Origin of the sequence: Streptomyces sp. YPW6, assembly GCF_018866325.1 — a bacterium.
Classification (GTDB): domain Bacteria; phylum Actinomycetota; class Actinomycetes; order Streptomycetales; family Streptomycetaceae; genus Streptomyces.
On sequence record NZ_CP076457.1, the window covers coordinates 3,625,397 to 3,642,674 of the forward strand.

Genomic DNA, 17,278 nt, shown 5'->3' on the forward strand with positions numbered 1-17,278 from the left:
ACCGCAGGATGATCTGTCGATCCTCCATCACGAGAAAGAGGAGGAGACGGATGCCCGGAAGACGCTACTGGGGAATCATCGTCCTGTCCGTCACTGTTGCCTTCTGCGCCATCGGCTACTGCCTCAACGACTACAGCCCGAGTGGCCCCTGGGGCCTCGCAGGCCTGGCCTGCGGCCTGATCACGGTCCTCGCGATCAGTAGGCTCCAGAACAAGTAGAGAAACGGCTGTGGCGAACTGGAAGCGGTCCTTTGTTGATGCCTTCTGGACCTGGGATCAGGCCCTGGGCGGGCAACGGCGTCCGACACGGGTCCAGAAGTGGGTGGCACGGCGCCCCCTCCGTGCCGGGCTCTGCGCGGCGGCGCCCTTGACGCTCCTCTTCTTGACGCTGTCGCGCGAGAAGGAGCCCGAAGACCTGCTGTTCGCCGTGTCCGCAGGGTTGTCCATGGCAGTGATCTTCTGTCTCACGGCCGTCGCGGAACGGCTCCGGCAGCGCAGACTCAGACGCTTGGCCCTCAGGGACGGATCCTGAGCAAGGTCCGGCGCGGGACCGCCGTCCCGCGAAGCCCGACGTCGGCCGAGACTGCCTGCTGAACAGCTTCACCTGCCCCACGGAGCCCGGTCACTCCCACCGGGGAAGCCTCCAACAGACCAAGCGGAGGTTGACGTTGCCCGTCCCGAAGCTCGGGTCCCGGGCCGCAGGAGTCGAGCTTCGGGGACGGTCGGGTCACTCTTCCGGGGGTACGTGAACGGGGCTCCGGCCCGAAGCTCGGGTGCCGGGATCCGGGCGTCGGGATGCGAGACCCGGGGTTCGAGCGCCTTCTTTTAACCGGGATGGAGAAGAGGGGGTTGGGAAAACCCGCCCTCCCTCCCCACCCCGTCACGGACCGACAGTATGACTAATCGTGACGAGTTGCGGCGGAGCGTAACGGCCGCTTACGGTGCGAGAACTGAACGACCCCGACACGGTGTTGGAGCACCAGCCGGGGTCTCACCGCAAGATCGAGCACCTAGAAGGACGATCCCGTGGCTATCCAGCACCTTAGCTCCGCCCTGCCCGTCCCCGCAGTCTCCGCCGCGTACCCGATGGCCAAGCCCGGCTACGGCAAACGCTCCGCACCGGACCAACAACCCCGCACGCCCCATGACTTCGCCCTGCTCCCGGCCCGTGAGCGGTACATCGCCGGGTTCGTGGACCACCTGCCCGACGGGGCCGCGATGAGCGTGAAACAGCTCACCAAGCAGCTCCCCCTTTACGGCCAGCAGGCCATCGGCACCTCCCTCAACGCCCTCTCCGTCGCCGGACATCTGCGGCGTGTTCGGTGCCCTGTCGGCACGGGCGACGAAACCCGCTGGGCCTTCCGCACCTTCTGGTCCCGCACCGCCCGCGACAACACATGGTGGACCACCTACCTCGCCACCGAAACCGCCGCTCGGACCGCGACACCCGCGCAACCCACAGCCCCCACCACCGCACCGGAAGCCCCCACCTCCCCGGCACCCGCAGCACCCGCACAGCCCCCGGCCCCCACCACCGCAGCAGAGGCCCCTGCCACCGACGCGACTCCGCCGCCCCCGTGGGCCCCGTCCGAGGAACCGCCACCGCCCGCTCAGCCGGGGAGCGCTGCTGCTGAGCAGGGCCTCGCCCCCACCGCCGTACCGCACCAGCGCACTCCACCCCGGGGCTCGGATGCCGAACCCGCACCGCCCACCAGGGGGGCGGTGCCCTCCCCCGCCTACCTCGCCCTCGCCCGCCTCGGCCGCGCCGACCACCGCCTCGCGCTCTCCGCCCACGACTGCGCCGCCCTCGAACCCCTCGTGGCGCCATGGTTCAACCGCGGCGTCACCACCGACTACCTCACCAACGCCCTCACCGCAGGACTCCCCGCCCAGATCGAGTCCCCCGTCGGCCTGATCCGCCGCCGCCTCATCGACAAGGTCCCACCCCGGCTGCCGACCGGCGCAAGCACCCCGGCCGACACCCCCACCCCCGCCCGCCGGATCCTCGTCGAATGCACCGACTGCGGCCGCCCCGGCCCACCCCAAGCCCTCCCCGACGGACTCTGCCGCCCCTGCCACCAGGCTCACACCACTGCCGGCGACTCCCCACCCGACCCCACCCAGATCGCCGCCGTCAAAGCCCACATGGCCAACCTCCGCCACCTCCTCAAACCCGTCTGAGGACCACCCAGACTTTGCTTTCCTTTCTGGAAACACTCCCCTTTCCATGATGGAAACACTCCGCTACTCTTTCCACCATGGAAACCAACGGGGGACGACCGACGCCCGAGCAAGCCCACTCCGCCCTGGCCGACACCGAGCGCATCCGGGCATCCGCCGCAGCGCTCTCGGCGACGCCCTGGCCGAGCTGGTTCTTTGCCGCACTCACGCTCTACATCGCCGCGCTCCCGATCGTCTCCGGGGGCGTCATGGCCGACGAGGCGTGGCTGCTGCCGAGCCCGGCCTGGATGGGCATCATGGTGGCGATCACCGCGGTGTACGGGGTGCTCTTCTCCGTCGCGGCCAGGACCTGGCGGGAGAAGACCGGGGTCGCGTTGCGGCTCGACGTACTACCCAAGCGAGCGACCGTGCCGCTCATGGCCGGACTGCCCGTGGTGCTGGTGGGGGCGGCGTTCGCCTTCCGTGCCACCGGATCGGCGGTGTGGCTCATCGCGGCCTCGCTCATCGGGGCCGCGACATCCGTCGGCTTCCACCTCGCCTTCGTACGACTGCACCGGGCGTCCGCGTGAGCCCCGAAGCCCACGAGATGCCCACCGGCTTCGACGCCACCATCCACGCCCCGAACCGGTTGCGCATCTGCGCCCTGCTGGACACTGCGGGCGAGGCGGAGTTCGGGCTCGTACAGAAACAGCTGGGACTCTCCGCTTCCGTGCTCAGCAAGCACGCCGGCGTGCTGATGGACGCCGGATACGTCGAGCAGCGCAAGGCCGTCCGGGAGACCCGGCAGCGGGTATGGCTTCGCCTGACCCGGCCGGGCCGCGACGCCTATCGGGGGCACCTCGCGGCACTGCGCGCGATCGTGGGGCCGGCAGACCCCGCCTCCTGAATCGGCAGCACGTCGCGAACAGCGGTGGGCGGACAGCGGAGCGCCCGGCCCGCCCGCGCAGATACGGGCGGCCGGGCGCTCCGGGCCAACGGTCCGGTCGGGGGAAGCGGCATCGGGGGGACAAGCCGCTTCCCCCGGTGGGAACAGGGCCTGCTGGTCGTCCGTCGCGGTCAGGGGGGAAATCGCGCGGCGGCCGACCCCACAGAGAGGCCCTGTTCCGGCCTTCCGGGTCCTGCCTGGTCCCGTCGGGCTCGTGATCCATCGTGCCGGGCGGCGAGGCTCGCGGGGTTCGGCGAAAGGCCTTGATGGCGGGGTCCTAAGTCCTTAAAAGCCGCATCAGTGATCAAAAACGGCCACCGGATACGGCCATGCGTGCGGATAGAATCGCCCGATCGCACGTGAGGTCGACGGGGAGGCACGGTTGTGGCGAAGGCAAAGACGATCATCATCTACATGCTGGTGGTCTTCGTGCTGTACACGATCATCATGTCTCCCGAGCGGGCCGCCGAGCTGGTCCAGGTAGGGTTCGAAGGCATTTCCACCGCCGCGCAGAGCGTCGGTGACTTCATGTCAGAACTGGTGAAGTAGGAGCCGCCCGATGATCCGCCACCTGGTCCTCTTCAAGCTGAACGACGGCGTCGAGCGGGACGACCCGCGGGTCGTCGCCGGGGACCGGGCCTTCCGGGAGCTGGCCGGGAAGATTCCGGAGCTGGAGTTCTGGGAGTGCGCCTGGAACATCACCGACCGGCCGATCGCGTACGACTACGCCATCAACTCCGCCGTCGCCGACGAGGACGCGCTCAAGCGGTACGTCGAGCACCCGGCCCACCAGGCCGCCGCCGGACAGTGGCGCGAATTCGCCACTTGGGTGATCGCGGACTATCCCTTCTGACCTCGCTCACGGGGCCCTGCCGACCGGTCCCCGCCCCCGCTCCCCCCGACCCCTCGCCGTCCCGGCGGGGGGTTTCTTCGTACACCCTTCACCCCTTTTAAGCACTTATGCCGTCAACACGGTGCTATGGGGTGCTTGCACACAGTGGACATGTCTTGTGATGCTATGACCGCTTTTGAAGGATGAGTTGACCGTAGTTGACCGCAAAGTTGACCGCAAAGGGGTGGCGTCACCGTGCCGGCCAGTACAGCGCCTCAAGTGCCTCCCCAGGCCGTTCAAGCCGTCCCGGCCACCCCGGCCGAGGACATCCAGACCGAGACCCCGGACCCCTCGGCGCGCCCCACCCGGGCTCGCGGCGCCGACACCAGGGCACTCACGCAGGTCCTCTTCGGTCAGCTCAAGAACCTGGAGCCGGGCACTCCGGAGCACCGCCGGGTCCGGGCCGCCCTCATCGAAGCGAACCTCCCCCTCGTCCGGTACGCCGCCGCGCGGTTCCGCAGCCGCAACGAGCCGATGGAGGACGTCGTCCAGGTCGGCACGATCGGGCTGATCAACGCCATCGACCGGTTCGACCCGGAGCGCGGCGTCCAGTTCCCCACGTTCGCGATGCCCACCGTCGTCGGCGAGATCAAACGTTACTTTCGCGACAACGTCCGCACCGTCCACGTTCCCCGCCGGCTGCACGAACTCTGGGTCCAGGTCACCGGCGCCACCGAGGACCTGACGACCGCTCACGGGCGGTCCCCGACCACCGCCGAGATCGCCGAGCGGCTGAAGATCTCCGAGGACGAGGTGCTGGCCTGCATCGAAGCGGGGCGTTCGTACCACGCGACCTCACTGGAGGCCGCCCAGGAGGGCGACGGACTGCCCGGCCTCCTCGACCGGCTCGGCTACGAGGACCCCGCGCTCGCGGGCGTCGAACACCGCGACCTCGTCCGGCACCTCCTCGTCCAGCTTCCCGAGCGCGAACAGCGCATCCTCCTGCTGCGCTACTACAGCAACTTGACTCAGTCTCAGATCAGCGCGGAACTGGGCGTCTCCCAGATGCACGTGTCAAGGCTCCTCGCGCGAAGTTTCGCCCGACTGAGATCCGCAAACAGGATCGAGGCGTAACCGGAACGGGTAGACCGTCCACAGGGCGGTTCCGGCGGCGCAAACGGGCTACACCCCCTGTTTCCAGGGCGGATTCGGCGCTGACTTGTCGACAAGTCACTACAGCGTGTTGCCGACATGTGACATTCTGCTCGAAGCGCGTTTGCCGCAGCCCCGCCTCCGGTATTCAGGTGGAGGCTGCGTTCCTCCGATGGTCGCGGCCACCGCGACCGTCCGCGACCTCAAGGGGGTGGCATGTCCGAAGAACAGGGCAGCTCGAAGGTGCTCACGCTCACGAAGAGCGTGCCGGCACCCGCCGTGCTCACCAGCTCGCCGGAAGCCATCGACACCCGCACGCTGTCCCGCTCCCTGTTCCTGCGGCTCGCCGCGCTCGGCCCCGCCTCGGGCCCCGAGGGAACGGACAGTCCGGAGCGGACCTATGTGCGGGACACACTGATCGAACTGAACCTCCCGCTGGTGCGGTACGCCGCGGCGCGGTTCCGCAGCCGCAACGAACCGATGGAGGACATCGTCCAGGTCGGCACGATCGGCCTGATCAAGGCGATCGACCGGTTCGACTGCGAACGCGGCGTCGAGTTCCCGACGTTCGCGATGCCCACCGTCGTCGGCGAGATCAAACGCTTCTTCCGCGACACCTCCTGGTCCGTGCGGGTCCCCCGCCGCCTCCAGGAGCTCCGGCTCGCCCTGACCAAGACCAGCGACGAGCTCGCGCAGAAGCTCGACCGCTCGCCGACCGTCCCGGAGCTGGCCCGCGCACTCGGGGTCTCCGAGGAGGACGTGGTCGACGGCCTCGCCGTCGGCAACGCCTACACCGCCTCCTCGCTCGACTCCCCCTCCCCCGAGGACGACGGCGGCGAGGGATCGCTCGCGGACCGCCTCGGGTACGAGGACTCGGCGCTGGAGGGTGTCGAGTACCGCGAGTCGCTGAAGCCGCTGCTGGCCAAACTCGCCCCGCGCGAACGCCAGATCATCATGCTCCGCTTCTTCGCGAACATGACCCAGTCGCAGATCGGCGAGGAGGTCGGCATCTCCCAGATGCATGTCTCTCGGCTGCTGACCCGCACGCTGGCGCAGCTCAGGGAAGGGCTCATCGCCGACTGAGCCGGAATGCCCGATGGCCGGCCGCCCGGAGGATGGGAGCGCCGGCCGATCGGAGAGCCGGGCAGCCGCCCGTCCGGAGGGCCGGGGAGCCGGGGAGCCGGGCAACCGCCCGTCCGGAGGGCCGGAGGGCCGGGGAGCCGGTCCATGGGACAGGCGGTCATCCGGCCATCCCGGCGACCTGCGGATGGCCGGACAGCCGGACGGCCCCGATGCCCGGAGAGCCGCCCGGGTCGGTGGCCGGCGGGCCGCCCGGGTCGGTGGCCGGCGGGCCGAGTGGGTTCCACGAACGGAAAAGCGGTTCACGAGGGTTCATATCTGACGGTACGTCAGACACACTGACGCGATGCGACGTCAGACATGCGGCTCCACCGGCCGCCGAGGTACCGCCATCGCCGCCTCGGCGGCCGCGCTGTGCCTGGTGGGCACCGGCCTGCTGTCCGGCTGCGGCAGCGGGCCCGGCGACGGATACACGGCCGTGGGCGCGGCCGCCGGCAGCTCGAAGTCCCCCTCGGACCGGGCCCCCTCGGGCGACGTGACGCTCACCCCCCTCGACGAGCGCGACGGCGGGAGCGGAAGCAGAAACGGGAACGGACGTGGGAGCGGGGGCGCAGGGAGCCCAGAGGACGGGCGCCGTGGCGGCGGCACGTCGCCGCGTGCCGCCTCCCCGCCGCCCGCGGGCACCGGCACGCCCGGCAACGCCCGGGGCAGATCCGGCGGGGCGCGTACGGAGGCACCGGGCGGGCGTCAGGCAGCCGGTTCGTCCGATCGGCCGGGGAAGAAGCCCCCAGCACGGCCCGCAGCCCCCTCCGTACCCCCGAAGCCGGGCGGCGACGGCCCCGGGCCCTCGCCGGGAGGGGGCTCCGGCACCCCGTCGTCTCCGGGTCCCGGCACGCCCAGCAGCCCGAAGCCTCCCGCTCCGCCCGCGACCCCGGCCGCGCTGACGCTGAGCGCCCCCCAGCGGGCGGCGGCGGACAAGCGGTGGTGCGAGAAGGTGACCGTGGAGTTCCGCAACACCGGAGGCTCCCCGGCGCGCTCGGGGACCGTCACCTTCGCCACGCACATCATCGGCGCCCTCGGCATCGACTGGGCGACCATCACCACGTCCCAGCCCCTGCCCGCCCCGGTCGACGCGCGCTCCACGCGCTCGAAGACGTACACCGTCTGTGTGGAGTCCTGGCGGGTCCCGCTGGGGATGCACGTCGAGGCGCAGGACGTCTCCGCCGTATGGGAATGACCGCCGCGACGGGTGTCGCCCCAGTGCGACGGCGGCACCGCCGTGTGTGGCACCGCCGTCGTACGGTCGCCCGTCAGCCCAGGGCGAGCCAGGCCACCGCGCCGAGGACGACGACGACCGCGATCACGGCCGCGATCACCCCGGCTCTCGGCCCGGACGAGGTCGCCGCGGGCTGCTGCCGGCGCTGCGGCTCGCCCTCGTCGACGAAGGCGCGGAACATCTGCGTGCTGCCCGCCGGGTCGTGGTTGCCCTCGGGGCCCGGCTGAGGGGCGTGGGGGTTGTGTGCCATGGGGCAGGACCCTAGCGAACTCGGGCTCCCGGCCCAACCCCCGGGGCCGCCGGGGGACCCCGCCCTACCTGCGGCGGCGCACCCGGGACCACTCCGGGATCGCCCCGGGCGATCGGAGTCGGGAACCACACGGACGCCGCAGAGGGTCGCACGCGAGGTGCAGAGGGGTAGCGCGGAGGGCGCGGGGGCCCGCAGGTAAGGGCACCACGGGGAAAAGGGCCACGGGGAAGAGGACCACGGGGAGCATGCGGAGGAGAGCGGGGAGATCCTCTGTCGAGCGGGCCTCGGACGCGGTGACGCCGTGCTTGACCCCGACCCTACGGAGGCTTTGGCGTTCCTTTACTTCTGCAAGGCCGTTTTCGTTTGCCTGTAGCAACCAACAGCTTTTATCGTTGCCCTAAGCAACAACATAGTCGTGAGCGTGTTGGGGGTCCCCGTGGCCGCACGGAGTAGTTACGAGGAACTGGCCCGACAGCTCAGCGCCGTCGGGGCCGTCAAGAGGGGGCTCGCCCGAGCACTGCCCTCCGAGTGCCCCGCAGGATCCGCCGCCGTACTGACCCTCCTGGACCGGCACGGCGAGATGCGGATCAGCCGGCTCGCCGAGCTGCTGTCCGTGGACATGTCGGTGACCAGTCGCCACGTGGCCCATGTGGCCGATCACGGCTGGATCGAGCGGTCCGCGGACCCGGCGGACAAGCGGTCCCGCATCCTGCGGCTGACCCCCGGCGGGCACGCGCAGCTCGACGAACTGACCCGGCGGACCACCGAGGTGTTCGCCCACAACCTCCAGGACTGGTCCGACGACGACGTCGGCCTGCTCATCGCGCTGCTGTCCCGGCTGCGCGACAGCTTCGCCTGTCGCGGATCCGGCGGCTGCGCCCCCGGACGCCACACCGGCGAGTGCAGGAACGGCCTCGGCAACGAGGCTCACGCCCGTACACCTGTGTAACAGAAGAACATACGCACGGATAAGGAACTCAATGGCTACGACCACACCCACCGGTGTGCGGGGCGGCCACGCCAAGCACGGAGGGCACGGCGGCGGCACCGCCCCCGAGGCCTCCGACGGCACGCCGATGACACACCGGCAGATCATGGAGGCGCTCACCGGGCTGCTGCTCGGCATGTTCGTCGCGATCCTGTCGTCGACCGTCGTCTCCAACGCCCTGCCCGAGATCATCTCCGACCTCGGCGGTGGTCAGAGCGCCTACACCTGGGTCGTGACGGCCTCGCTGCTGGCCATGACCGCCACCACCCCGCTCTGGGGCAAGCTCGCCGACCTCTTCAGCAAGAAGCTGCTGGTCCAGATAGCCCTGGTGATCTACGTCCTGGGCTCGGTCGTCGCCGGTCTGTCGACCAGCAGCGGCATGCTCATCGCCTGCCGCGTCGTCCAGGGCATCGGCGTCGGCGGTCTCTCCGCCCTCGCGCAGATCGTCATGGCCGCGATGATCGCCCCGCGCGAGCGCGGCCGCTACAGCGGCTACCTGGGCGCGGTCTTCGCCGTCGCCACCGTCGGCGGTCCGCTGCTCGGCGGTGTCATCACCGACACCAGCTGGATGGGCTGGCGCTGGTGCTTCTACGTCGGTGTGCCCTTCGCGGTGATCGCGCTCATCGTGCTCCAGAAGACCCTGAAGCTCCCGGTCGTGAAGCGCGAGGGCGTCAAGGTCGACTGGGCCGGCGCCTTCTTCATCAGCGCCGCCGTCTCCCTGCTGCTGGTCTGGGTGACCTTCGCGGGCGACAAGTACGACTGGCTGTCGTGGCAGACGTACGTGATGGTCGCGGGCTCCGTCCTGCTCGGCCTGGTCTTCGTGTTCATCGAGTCGCGGGCCGCCGAGCCGATCATCCCGCTGCGCCTCTTCCGCAACCGCACCATCACCCTGGCCTCGATCGCCTCGCTGTTCGTGGGCATCGCGATGTTCGCGGGCACGGTCTTCTTCAGCCAGTACTTCCAGCTGGCGCGCGGCAAGTCGCCGACGATGTCCGGCGTCATGACCATCCCGATGATCGGGGGGCTCTTCCTCTCCTCGACGATCTCCGGCCAGGTCATCACCAGGACCGGGCGCTGGAAGGCGTGGCTGGTCACCGGCGGCTTCCTGGTCACGGCCGGGCTCGGGCTGCTGGGCACGATCCGGTACGACACCCCGTACTGGCACGTCGCGGTCTTCATGTTCGTCATGGGCCTGGGCATCGGCATGATGATGCAGAACCTGGTGCTCGCCACGCAGAACCAGGTCGCTCCCGAGGACCTCGGTTCCGCCAGCTCCGTCGTCACCTTCTTCCGCTCCCTCGGCGGTGCGATCGGTGTCTCGGCGCTCGGCGCGGTCCTCGGCAACCGGGTCACCCACTACGTCAAGGACGGCCTCGCCGCGCTCGGCCCCGAGGCCGCCAAGTTCGGCCACGGTGGCACCGGTGGCGGGGGCATCCCCGACCTGGACAAGCTGCCCGAGCCGTTCCGGCTGGTCATGGAGGCCGCGTACGGGCACGGCGTCGGCGACGTCTTCCTGTACGCCGCTCCGGCCGCGCTCCTCGCCTTCATCGTGACGCTCTTCATCAAGGAGGTCGCCCTGAAGACCAGCGCGGGGAACGACGCCCCCGCCGAGGCGTCCGAGCAGGAGCCGGAGCAGGCTCCGGTCCCGGCCGCCGTCGAGACGGCCGAGGCTCCCGTACCCGCCGCGGTCGGCGCGGCCGGGCTGGTCGCCGAGGGCGCGGCCGGGGTCACCGCGGTCGACACCGCGAAGGCCCCGCACGACACCTCCGGCATTCCCGTCCACGGGGTGGTGCGCGGGGCGGAGAGCGCCCCGGTCGCCCAGGCGGCCGTCACCCTGATCTCGCTGGGCGGCCGGCAGCTCGGCCGCTCCGTGGCCCGGTCCGACGGCGGCTACACCCTGGACGCTCCCGGCTCCGGCAGCTACGTCCTGATCGCCTCCGCCGACGGCTTCCAGCCGCAGGCGTCCACGGTGGTCGTCGGCGAGGAGCCGCTGGCCTTCGACATCCTGCTGTCCGGTACGAGCGGACTGGCCGGGACCGTCAGGGCCGCCGAGTCCGGCGCACCCGTCGACGGTGCGATGGTCATCGTGACCGACGTCCGGGGCGACGTGCTGGCCACCGGCGCGTCCGGTCCGACCGGTGAGTTCGCCTTCGGCGAGCTGATCCCGGGTTCCGTGACCGTCGCCGTGAACGCGCCCGGCTTCCGTCCGCTGGCGCTGCCGGTGGAGATCGGCGGCCAGGGAGTCACCCGCGTCGAGGCCGCACTGCGGTCCGGTGCGCTGGTCCGGGGCGTCGTGCGGGCCGGGTCCGCCCGAGCTCCGCTGGCCGACGCCCGGGTGACCCTGGTCGACGCGGCGGGCAACGTGGTCGCCACCGCGACGACCGGTGAGGACGGGGCGTACGCCTTCACCGACCTGGACGCGGGCGAGTACTCGGTCATCGCGACCGGCTACCCGCCGGTGGCGGGCCCCCTCACCGTCAGCGGTACGGGGGTCGACGGGTACGACATCGAGCTCGCCCACCCGGGCGAGTGACGTCCCCTCACGTGCTCATGCGCTCACGCGCTCACGTGAAGAGCGCGTGAGCACGTGAAGGGATCGCGAAGACCCCTGGTCGGGCGGCACTTCCAGCGGAGAGGCTGTCGCGACCGGGTGGAAGGGGCCCCGGTGGCGGGTACGGCAGGCAGGGGACGGCCGGCCGTGACCGCCCCGGGGCCCGACTCATGTGCACCCTGTCCCGTCGCTCCGGCGGGTCGTCGGGGTACCCGCTCCGGTGGGTCGTCGGTGCGTCGCTCCGACAGGGCGCCGGGCGTCGAGGCGTCGTGCGCCGAAGTGTCGAGGGCCGAGGTCTCGTACGTCAGGCGGCGGTCGGCGGTCGGCGGTCGGCGGTCGGCGGTCGGCGGTCGGCGGGGCATCGCATGCGGGTCGTCGAGCCATCGAGCCATCGAGTCATTGAGTCATCAAGTCACCGAGTCATCGAGCTAGGGCTGCTGGGAGAGATACGGATGGGACTTCGCGCACAGGTACGGACGCGGGACGGCTGGGCGGTCCAGCACGCCGTCGTGACGGTCACCGACATGACCGGCGCCCAGGTGCTGCGGGCCGCGGCCGACGAGGACGGGGCCGTCCGCACGGACGGTTCCCTGACGGCCGGCGCGTACACGGTGATCGTCACGGCGGTCGGGTACGCCCCCGCGGCCTCCACCGCCCTCGTGACCGCGAGCGGCAGGATCGAGGCCGGGCAGATCGTGCTGGCCCGGCAGGGCGGGGTGGAGCTGCCGCCGCCGGGCGCGTGGTCGCTGGACCCCGCGCACTCCTCGGTCGGCGCGGTCGCCCGGCACCTGGGCATCTCCAGCGTGCACGGCCGGTTCACCGACTTCGGCGGCCGGATCGAGATCGCCGAGGAGGTCGGCGCCTGCCGGGTCGACGCGGTGATCAGGGCGGCCAGCATCGACACCGGAAACGCCATGCGGGACAAGCACCTGCGCTCGCCGGACTTCCTGGACGTGGACCGGTACCCGGAGATCGCCTACAGCTCCACCGGCCTCGCCCCGGCGGGCCCCGACCGCTGGACCGTGCACGGTGAGCTGACCATGCACGGCGTCTCCCGCCCCGTCGACCTGGACCTGACCTACCTCGGTACCGGACCCGACCCGTGGGGCGGGGTGCGCGCCGCCTTCCACGCCACCGCCGAACTGCGCCGGGACGACTTCGCGATGAACTACAACCAGGTCGTCCAGGCGGGCATCTCGGCGATCGGCACGACCCTGCGCGTGGAGCTGGACATCCAGGCGGTACAGGGCGAGGCACTGCCCGGCTGACCGCCGACCGGGCACGGGCGGGACTCCAGCGGGCCCCTCGGCCCGGACCGGGCACGGGCGGGGCGCTGACAGACCCCCGCGGCCCCGACCGGGCACGGGCGGGGCGCTGACAGGCCGGCGGTCCGGCCCGGCCGTAGGGTGGTGGGCATGGCACCGAACATCGCGACCAACACCACGGTGGACCTTGATGAGTTGCTGGCGTTCGTACGCCCCCGGCACCGGGCGGTCCTGCTCACCACCCGGGCCGACGGCCGCCCCCAGGGGTCCCCGCTGACCTGCGGCGTGGACGACGCGGGGCGGCTCGTCATGTCGACGTACCCCGAACGCGCCAAGACCCGCAACGCGCGGCGCGACGAGCGGGTCAGCGTGATCGTGCTGTCGGACGCGTGGGACGGGCCCTGGGTGCAGGTCGACGGTGCGGCGGAGGTCATCGACGCCCCGGAGTCGGTGGAGCCGCTGGTGGAGTACTTCCGGAACATCTCGGGGGAGCATCCCGACTGGGACGAGTACCGGGCGGCGATGCTGAAGCAGGGCAAGTCCATCATCCGGGTCACCCCCGAGCGCTGGAGCCCCGTCGCCACCGGCGGCTTCCCGGCCCACCTGGCCCCGGGGAGCTGATCGCCCGATGAGCACGAGCGCCGGGCAGCACCCTTCGCCCCTCGCGTGCGGGCTTCCCGTGCCACCCCCGCCGCCGCCCGGCCCCGACGCCCTCGCACGGGCCCTGCTGCTCGTCTCCCCCTCGCTGGACTCCGTTCTGGTACGGGAGTTGGAGCGGATCACCGGGCGCGCCGCAGAGCCCCTGACGGACGTTCCACCGCCGTCCGACGCGCCCCTCCTGTGCGTGGGCGACGCGCTGCCCGACACCCTGCGGACGGACCGGCTGCTCTGGTTCCACAGCACCACCGCGGGGACGGACCGGCTGCTCTCCGGGGCTCCGTGGCCCGGCCCGGCGCTGCTGACCCGGACCGTGGGCCGGATGGGCGAGCGGATGGCCCAGTACGTCCTGGGCTGGATGCTCGCCGAATGCCAGGCCGTACCGGAGTTCACCGAGCAGCACGCCCGCGCGCACTGGGCGCGTCTCCCCACGGAGCTCGTCGCCGGACAGACAGCGCTGGTCTACGGCACCGGCCGCATCGGCGCGACGGTGGGACGGCTGTTGCAGGCCTGCGGGGTCCGCACCGTGGGCGTCGCCCGCACCACGCGGTACGGACCGGGGCCGGGCACCGAGCGCACGGTGCCGCCGGGATTCGACCGGATGACCGGGGCCGCCGACGACACCGGGGTGCTGGGTGAGGCCCGCTGGGTGATCTCCGCACTCCCGCTGACGGCGGCCACGCGGGGCTTCTTCGGGGCCGACCGGTTCGCGGCGGTGCGCGGGGCGACGTTCGTCAACGTGGGACGCGGCGCGACCGTGGACATGGGGGCGCTGGAGACCGCGCTGCGGAACGGCCGGGTGCGGCGGGCGGTGCTGGACGTGCTGCCCGCGGAACCGGCCGCGCCGGAGGACCCCGTGTGGAAGCTGCCCCGTACGGTCATCACCTCGCACTCCTCGGGGATCACCACCGACGAGGACATCGCCGTGGACTTCGCCGCCTGCTGGCAGGACGTGACGGCGGGCCGCCGCCCCGGACTGACAGTGGACACGGCACGCGGCTACTGAGCCGGGGACGCGGCCACCGGGACTGGGGGCGGCCACGGGGGCGGGGGCGGCCACCGGGACTTGGGCGGCCGCCGGGAGGGAGCGGCCGCCGGAACGCCGGGCACCCGGCGAAGCCCGGCACGTATCGACCCTGAGCCCGGCACGCACCCACCGAAGCCGGGACACACACGGCCACGAACCAGGGCGCACACCCCACGAGGCCCCGGACGGGACCACGGAACCCGGCAGTCGGCTACCGGGACGGGGAGCCCGTCCGGTCGCGTACCGCCTCGATGCCCGCGATGACCAGGTCCAGCGCGAAGCCGAAGTCCCGCTCGCGCATCTCCTCGACCGTCTCGCCGCCCCGGGCCGCCATGATCTCGTCGGAGTAGTCGGAGATCTCCCGCAGGTGCGGCTCCGCGCGGATGGTGCCCATCGCCTGCTGGTGGTACTCGTCCTGGGTGAGCCCGGTCGCGTCGCACCGCGCCTTGAAGTTGCCCTCGACGGTGCCGAATCCGTACACGAACTGGAAGACCGCGGAGAGCGCGCCCGTCTGCCGTTCCAGGGGGAGGCCGGTGTCCCGGATCACGTCCTGGACCGCGTACGAGAACAGCATGGAGTTCGGGCCGATGTTGAGGAACGTCCCGGCCAGGGGCGAGATCCAGACGTGGCGGACGAGGAGTTCCCGGTAGCTGCGGGCCAGATCGCGCAGCCGGTCCCGCCAGTCGGCGTCCTCGCGGGGCCGGTCGATCTCCGCGTAGACCGAGTCGAGCGCCAGTTCCAGCAGGTCGTCCTTGGTGTCGACGTACCAGTAGAGGGACATCGCGGTGACGTCCAGCTCGGCGGCGAGCCGGCGCATGGAGAACTTGGCGAGTCCGTCGGCGTCCAGCAGCCGCACCGACGCCTCGGTGATCCGTCGACGGTCCAGCCCCGCGGGGGACTCGGTCCGGCGCGAGCGCGAGGGAGCCGTGCCGCCCAGCCACACACTGGTCCGCACGGCGGCCGCGTCCGAGCTGCCGGAGGACGCGGACGCGGGAGTGGAAGTGGAAGGAGGAGGGGGAGAGGGAGGGGACACGGACTCCGATGCGGGCGCGGGGGCCGTTCCGGGCGCGGGAGCCGTTCCGGGTGCGGACACGCCCTCTGGCTTCGGCCCGGACACCGGCTCGGACGCGGAATCGGGTTCGGAACCGGGCCCGGACACCATGGCGCACTCTCCTCGTCGTGCTCGGATCGGCCACCGAGCGGTCCTGCCGAACGCCGGGCCGTTCGGGCCCGCCGGAAGACGGCGTACCGGACGCTGACGGTCCGGTATGCGCGTCGTCTCCGATGCTATGCCGCCGGTCCCGTGACGTCTGCCCGGTCCCCCGCCCGCGCAGTCTCGGCCCCCGGCTCCCCGGGCCCCCCGGCCTCCGGCTGCTTCGTCGCCGCCTCCACCCGCTCGGCCCGGCGCAGCAGCAGTGCGGCGAGCAGACCGCCCGCCAGCACCGCCACCGCGCCGACGAGCTGGCTGGTCTCCAGGCCCGCGGCGAACGCGTCCTTGATCTGCTCCCGGGCGGCGGGCCCGTCGGCGGCGGACAGGGCCGCGGGCAGCGAGGCGGCGCCGACGGCGGCCGGTACGAGCGCGGCGAACCGGGCGTTGAGGACCGCGCCGAGCACCGCCACCCCGAGACCGTTGCCGAACTCCGCGAGCGTGCCGTTGACGCCCGCGCCGACCCCGGCCTTCTCCGGCGGGATGGCGCTCATGATGGCGTTGGCCATCGCGGGCATGGCGAGGGCGACGCCCGCACCCATCACGATCAGGCCGAACAGCATGCCGCCGTACCCGCCGTCGCCCCCGCCGAGCACCGCGATGGCGACCAGCCCCGCCGCCAGGCAGCTCATCCCCGCCGCGATGACGAGGGGCGTGCCGAACGTCCGGACCATCCGCGCGCCCAGCCCGGTGAGGTTGAGGGCGACCACGGTGAGCGCCATCGGGGCCGTCCGCAGACCCGCCTCCAACGGCCCGTACCCGAGGACGAACTGCAGGTGCTGGGTGAGCAGGAAGAGCGAGCCGGTCATCCCGAAGGCGACCAGGATCACGCCCGCCACCGCGCCGACGAACTTCTGGTTCCGGAAGAAGTGCATGTCGAGCATCGGGTTGGGGATGTGCAGCTCCCACAGCACGAACCCGGCCAGCACGGCCGCGCCGAGGAACGCCGTCAGCAGCACCCGACCGGACGTCCAGCCGTGCTCGGGCCCGGAGATGATCGCGAAGACGGCGGCGGTCATACCGATCGTGGAGAGCAGCGCGCCCAGCAGATCGGGCCGCTGCCCCCGGCCGGACTTCGACTCCGGTACGAGCCGCACGACGGCGACCAGGGCGATCAGGGCGACCGGGAGGTTGATGAGGAAGATCGCGCCCCACCAGAAGTGGTCCAGGACGAACCCGCCGAACAGCGGGCCCGCCGCGAAGCCGAGGGAGGAGACGGTCGACCAGATGCCGATCGCCTTCACCCGCTCGGTCTCGTCGAAGATCTGGACGACGACGGCGAGCGTCGTGGTGAGCAGCAGCGCACCGCCGACGCCCATCCCGGCGCGAGCCGCGATGAGCTGGCCGGAGGACTGGGCGAGCCCGGCCGCGAGCGAACCGACGCCGAACAGGGCGAGGCCCACGACCAGCATCTTCTTCCGCCCGTAGCGGTCCGCCGAGTTGCCCGCGGTGAGCAGCAGGCCGGCCTGGACCAGCGCGTAGGCGTTGATCATCCACTGCACGTCGGCGGTGGAGGCGTGCAGCTCCGAGGTGAGGGAGGGGATCGCGACGTTGAGGACGGTGTTGTCGAGCAGCACGGTGAGCTGGGCCAGGCAGATGACGCCGAGGATCAGCCAGCGTTGCGGATGCCTCTGGTGGGAGGTGTCGGGCGGCTCTGCGGCGGGCGCCGTCATGCGGGCTCCTCGTTCTCCGGGCGTCGGTGGTGGTGGTGGTCGGTGGTCGTGCGGCCGGTCGGTCGTACGGCGTACGGGACTCGGTCTTGTACACCGTAAGGCAGCCCTGTACGACGTACAAGCCGATTTCGTCGAGCCGGACCGGTCACGCCGCCGGGACCCGAGGGGTGGCGCGGCGGTACGGTTCTCGACGCTGACCTGACAAAGTGCGCGAT

General features: G+C 71.7%; 17 protein-coding genes. 14 read left to right on the plus strand and 3 right to left on the minus strand.

Annotated features, from left to right (window positions below; genetic code table 11):
• Positions 1–50 precede the first annotated feature (50 nt).
• From KME66_RS16075 to KME66_RS16115, 9 genes are all read left to right on the plus strand, one after another.
• The gene (locus tag KME66_RS16075) at positions 51–218 is read left to right on the plus strand and encodes a hypothetical protein (protein ID WP_178379035.1); all 168 of its coding nucleotides are present in this window, start codon (positions 51–53) and stop codon (positions 216–218) included.
• 807 nt (positions 219–1,025) lie between these two features.
• Positions 1,026–2,180 carry a MarR family transcriptional regulator gene (locus KME66_RS16080; protein WP_216323100.1) on the plus strand — a complete coding sequence of 385 codons (1,155 nt, stop codon included), beginning with the start codon at positions 1,026–1,028 and terminating at the stop codon, positions 2,178–2,180.
• 77 nt (positions 2,181–2,257) lie between these two features.
• Positions 2,258–2,749 (plus strand): hypothetical protein, encoded by a 492-nt coding sequence (locus tag KME66_RS16085; protein ID WP_216323103.1) that lies wholly within the window; start codon positions 2,258–2,260, stop codon positions 2,747–2,749.
• Positions 2,746–3,066 (plus strand): transcriptional regulator, encoded by a 321-nt coding sequence (locus tag KME66_RS16090; protein WP_236726352.1) that lies wholly within the window; start codon positions 2,746–2,748, stop codon positions 3,064–3,066. The genes KME66_RS16085 and KME66_RS16090 overlap by 4 nt, the downstream gene beginning before the upstream one ends.
• Positions 3,067–3,489: 423 nt before the next feature.
• Positions 3,490–3,654 carry a hypothetical protein gene (locus KME66_RS16095; RefSeq protein WP_006126123.1) on the plus strand — a complete coding sequence of 55 codons (165 nt, stop codon included), beginning with the start codon at positions 3,490–3,492 and terminating at the stop codon, positions 3,652–3,654.
• A gap of 10 nt (positions 3,655–3,664) precedes the next feature.
• Positions 3,665–3,958: a Dabb family protein gene (locus KME66_RS16100; RefSeq protein ID WP_216323105.1), complete on the plus strand. Its 294-nt coding sequence runs from the start codon at positions 3,665–3,667 to the stop codon at positions 3,956–3,958.
• Positions 3,959–4,216: 258 nt separating this feature from the next.
• Positions 4,217–5,071: an RNA polymerase sigma factor SigF gene (locus tag KME66_RS16105; RefSeq protein WP_236726351.1), complete on the plus strand. Its 855-nt coding sequence runs from the start codon at positions 4,217–4,219 to the stop codon at positions 5,069–5,071.
• 234 nt (positions 5,072–5,305) lie between these two features.
• On the plus strand, positions 5,306–6,172 hold the full coding sequence (locus KME66_RS16110; RefSeq protein WP_018958648.1) for an RNA polymerase sigma factor SigF: 867 nt from the start codon (positions 5,306–5,308) through the stop codon (positions 6,170–6,172).
• 343 nt (positions 6,173–6,515) lie between these two features.
• Complete coding sequence (locus KME66_RS16115; RefSeq protein WP_216323108.1) at positions 6,516–7,406, plus strand: hypothetical protein; 891 nt, start codon at positions 6,516–6,518, stop codon at positions 7,404–7,406.
• A gap of 73 nt (positions 7,407–7,479) precedes the next feature.
• Here KME66_RS16115 and KME66_RS16120 read toward each other — a convergent pair whose 3' ends face one another.
• Positions 7,480–7,695, minus strand: a complete 216-nt coding sequence (locus KME66_RS16120; protein WP_073223167.1) for a hypothetical protein — start codon at positions 7,693–7,695, stop codon at positions 7,480–7,482.
• A gap of 436 nt (positions 7,696–8,131) precedes the next feature.
• On the opposite strand from KME66_RS16120, the gene KME66_RS16125 reads away from it, so the two are divergent.
• The 5 genes from KME66_RS16125 (at position 8,132) to KME66_RS16145 (ending at position 14,162) form a co-directional block, all read left to right on the plus strand.
• A complete protein-coding gene (locus KME66_RS16125) occupies positions 8,132–8,644 on the plus strand; it encodes a MarR family winged helix-turn-helix transcriptional regulator (protein WP_073223165.1) in 513 nt (170 codons plus the stop codon).
• 31 nt (positions 8,645–8,675) lie between these two features.
• Positions 8,676–11,216, plus strand: a complete 2,541-nt coding sequence (locus KME66_RS16130) for an MDR family MFS transporter (RefSeq protein ID WP_216323111.1) — start codon at positions 8,676–8,678, stop codon at positions 11,214–11,216.
• A gap of 470 nt (positions 11,217–11,686) precedes the next feature.
• Positions 11,687–12,502: a YceI family protein gene (locus tag KME66_RS16135; protein WP_073223161.1), complete on the plus strand. Its 816-nt coding sequence runs from the start codon at positions 11,687–11,689 to the stop codon at positions 12,500–12,502.
• Positions 12,503–12,649: 147 nt separating this feature from the next.
• Positions 12,650–13,120 (plus strand): PPOX class F420-dependent oxidoreductase, encoded by a 471-nt coding sequence (locus KME66_RS16140; protein ID WP_073223159.1) that lies wholly within the window; start codon positions 12,650–12,652, stop codon positions 13,118–13,120.
• Between the two features lie 7 nt (positions 13,121–13,127).
• Positions 13,128–14,162, plus strand: coding sequence for an NAD(P)-dependent oxidoreductase (locus tag KME66_RS16145; protein ID WP_216323113.1), 1,035 nt, complete (start codon positions 13,128–13,130; stop codon positions 14,160–14,162).
• 232 nt (positions 14,163–14,394) lie between these two features.
• Here KME66_RS16145 and KME66_RS16150 read toward each other — a convergent pair whose 3' ends face one another.
• Positions 14,395–15,138 (minus strand): TetR/AcrR family transcriptional regulator, encoded by a 744-nt coding sequence (locus KME66_RS16150; RefSeq protein WP_216323115.1) that lies wholly within the window; start codon positions 15,136–15,138, stop codon positions 14,395–14,397.
• Positions 15,139–15,470: 332 nt separating this feature from the next.
• Positions 15,471–17,063, minus strand: coding sequence for an MFS transporter (locus KME66_RS16155; RefSeq protein ID WP_216323117.1), 1,593 nt, complete (start codon positions 17,061–17,063; stop codon positions 15,471–15,473).
• Between the last annotated feature and the right edge of the window lie 215 nt (positions 17,064–17,278).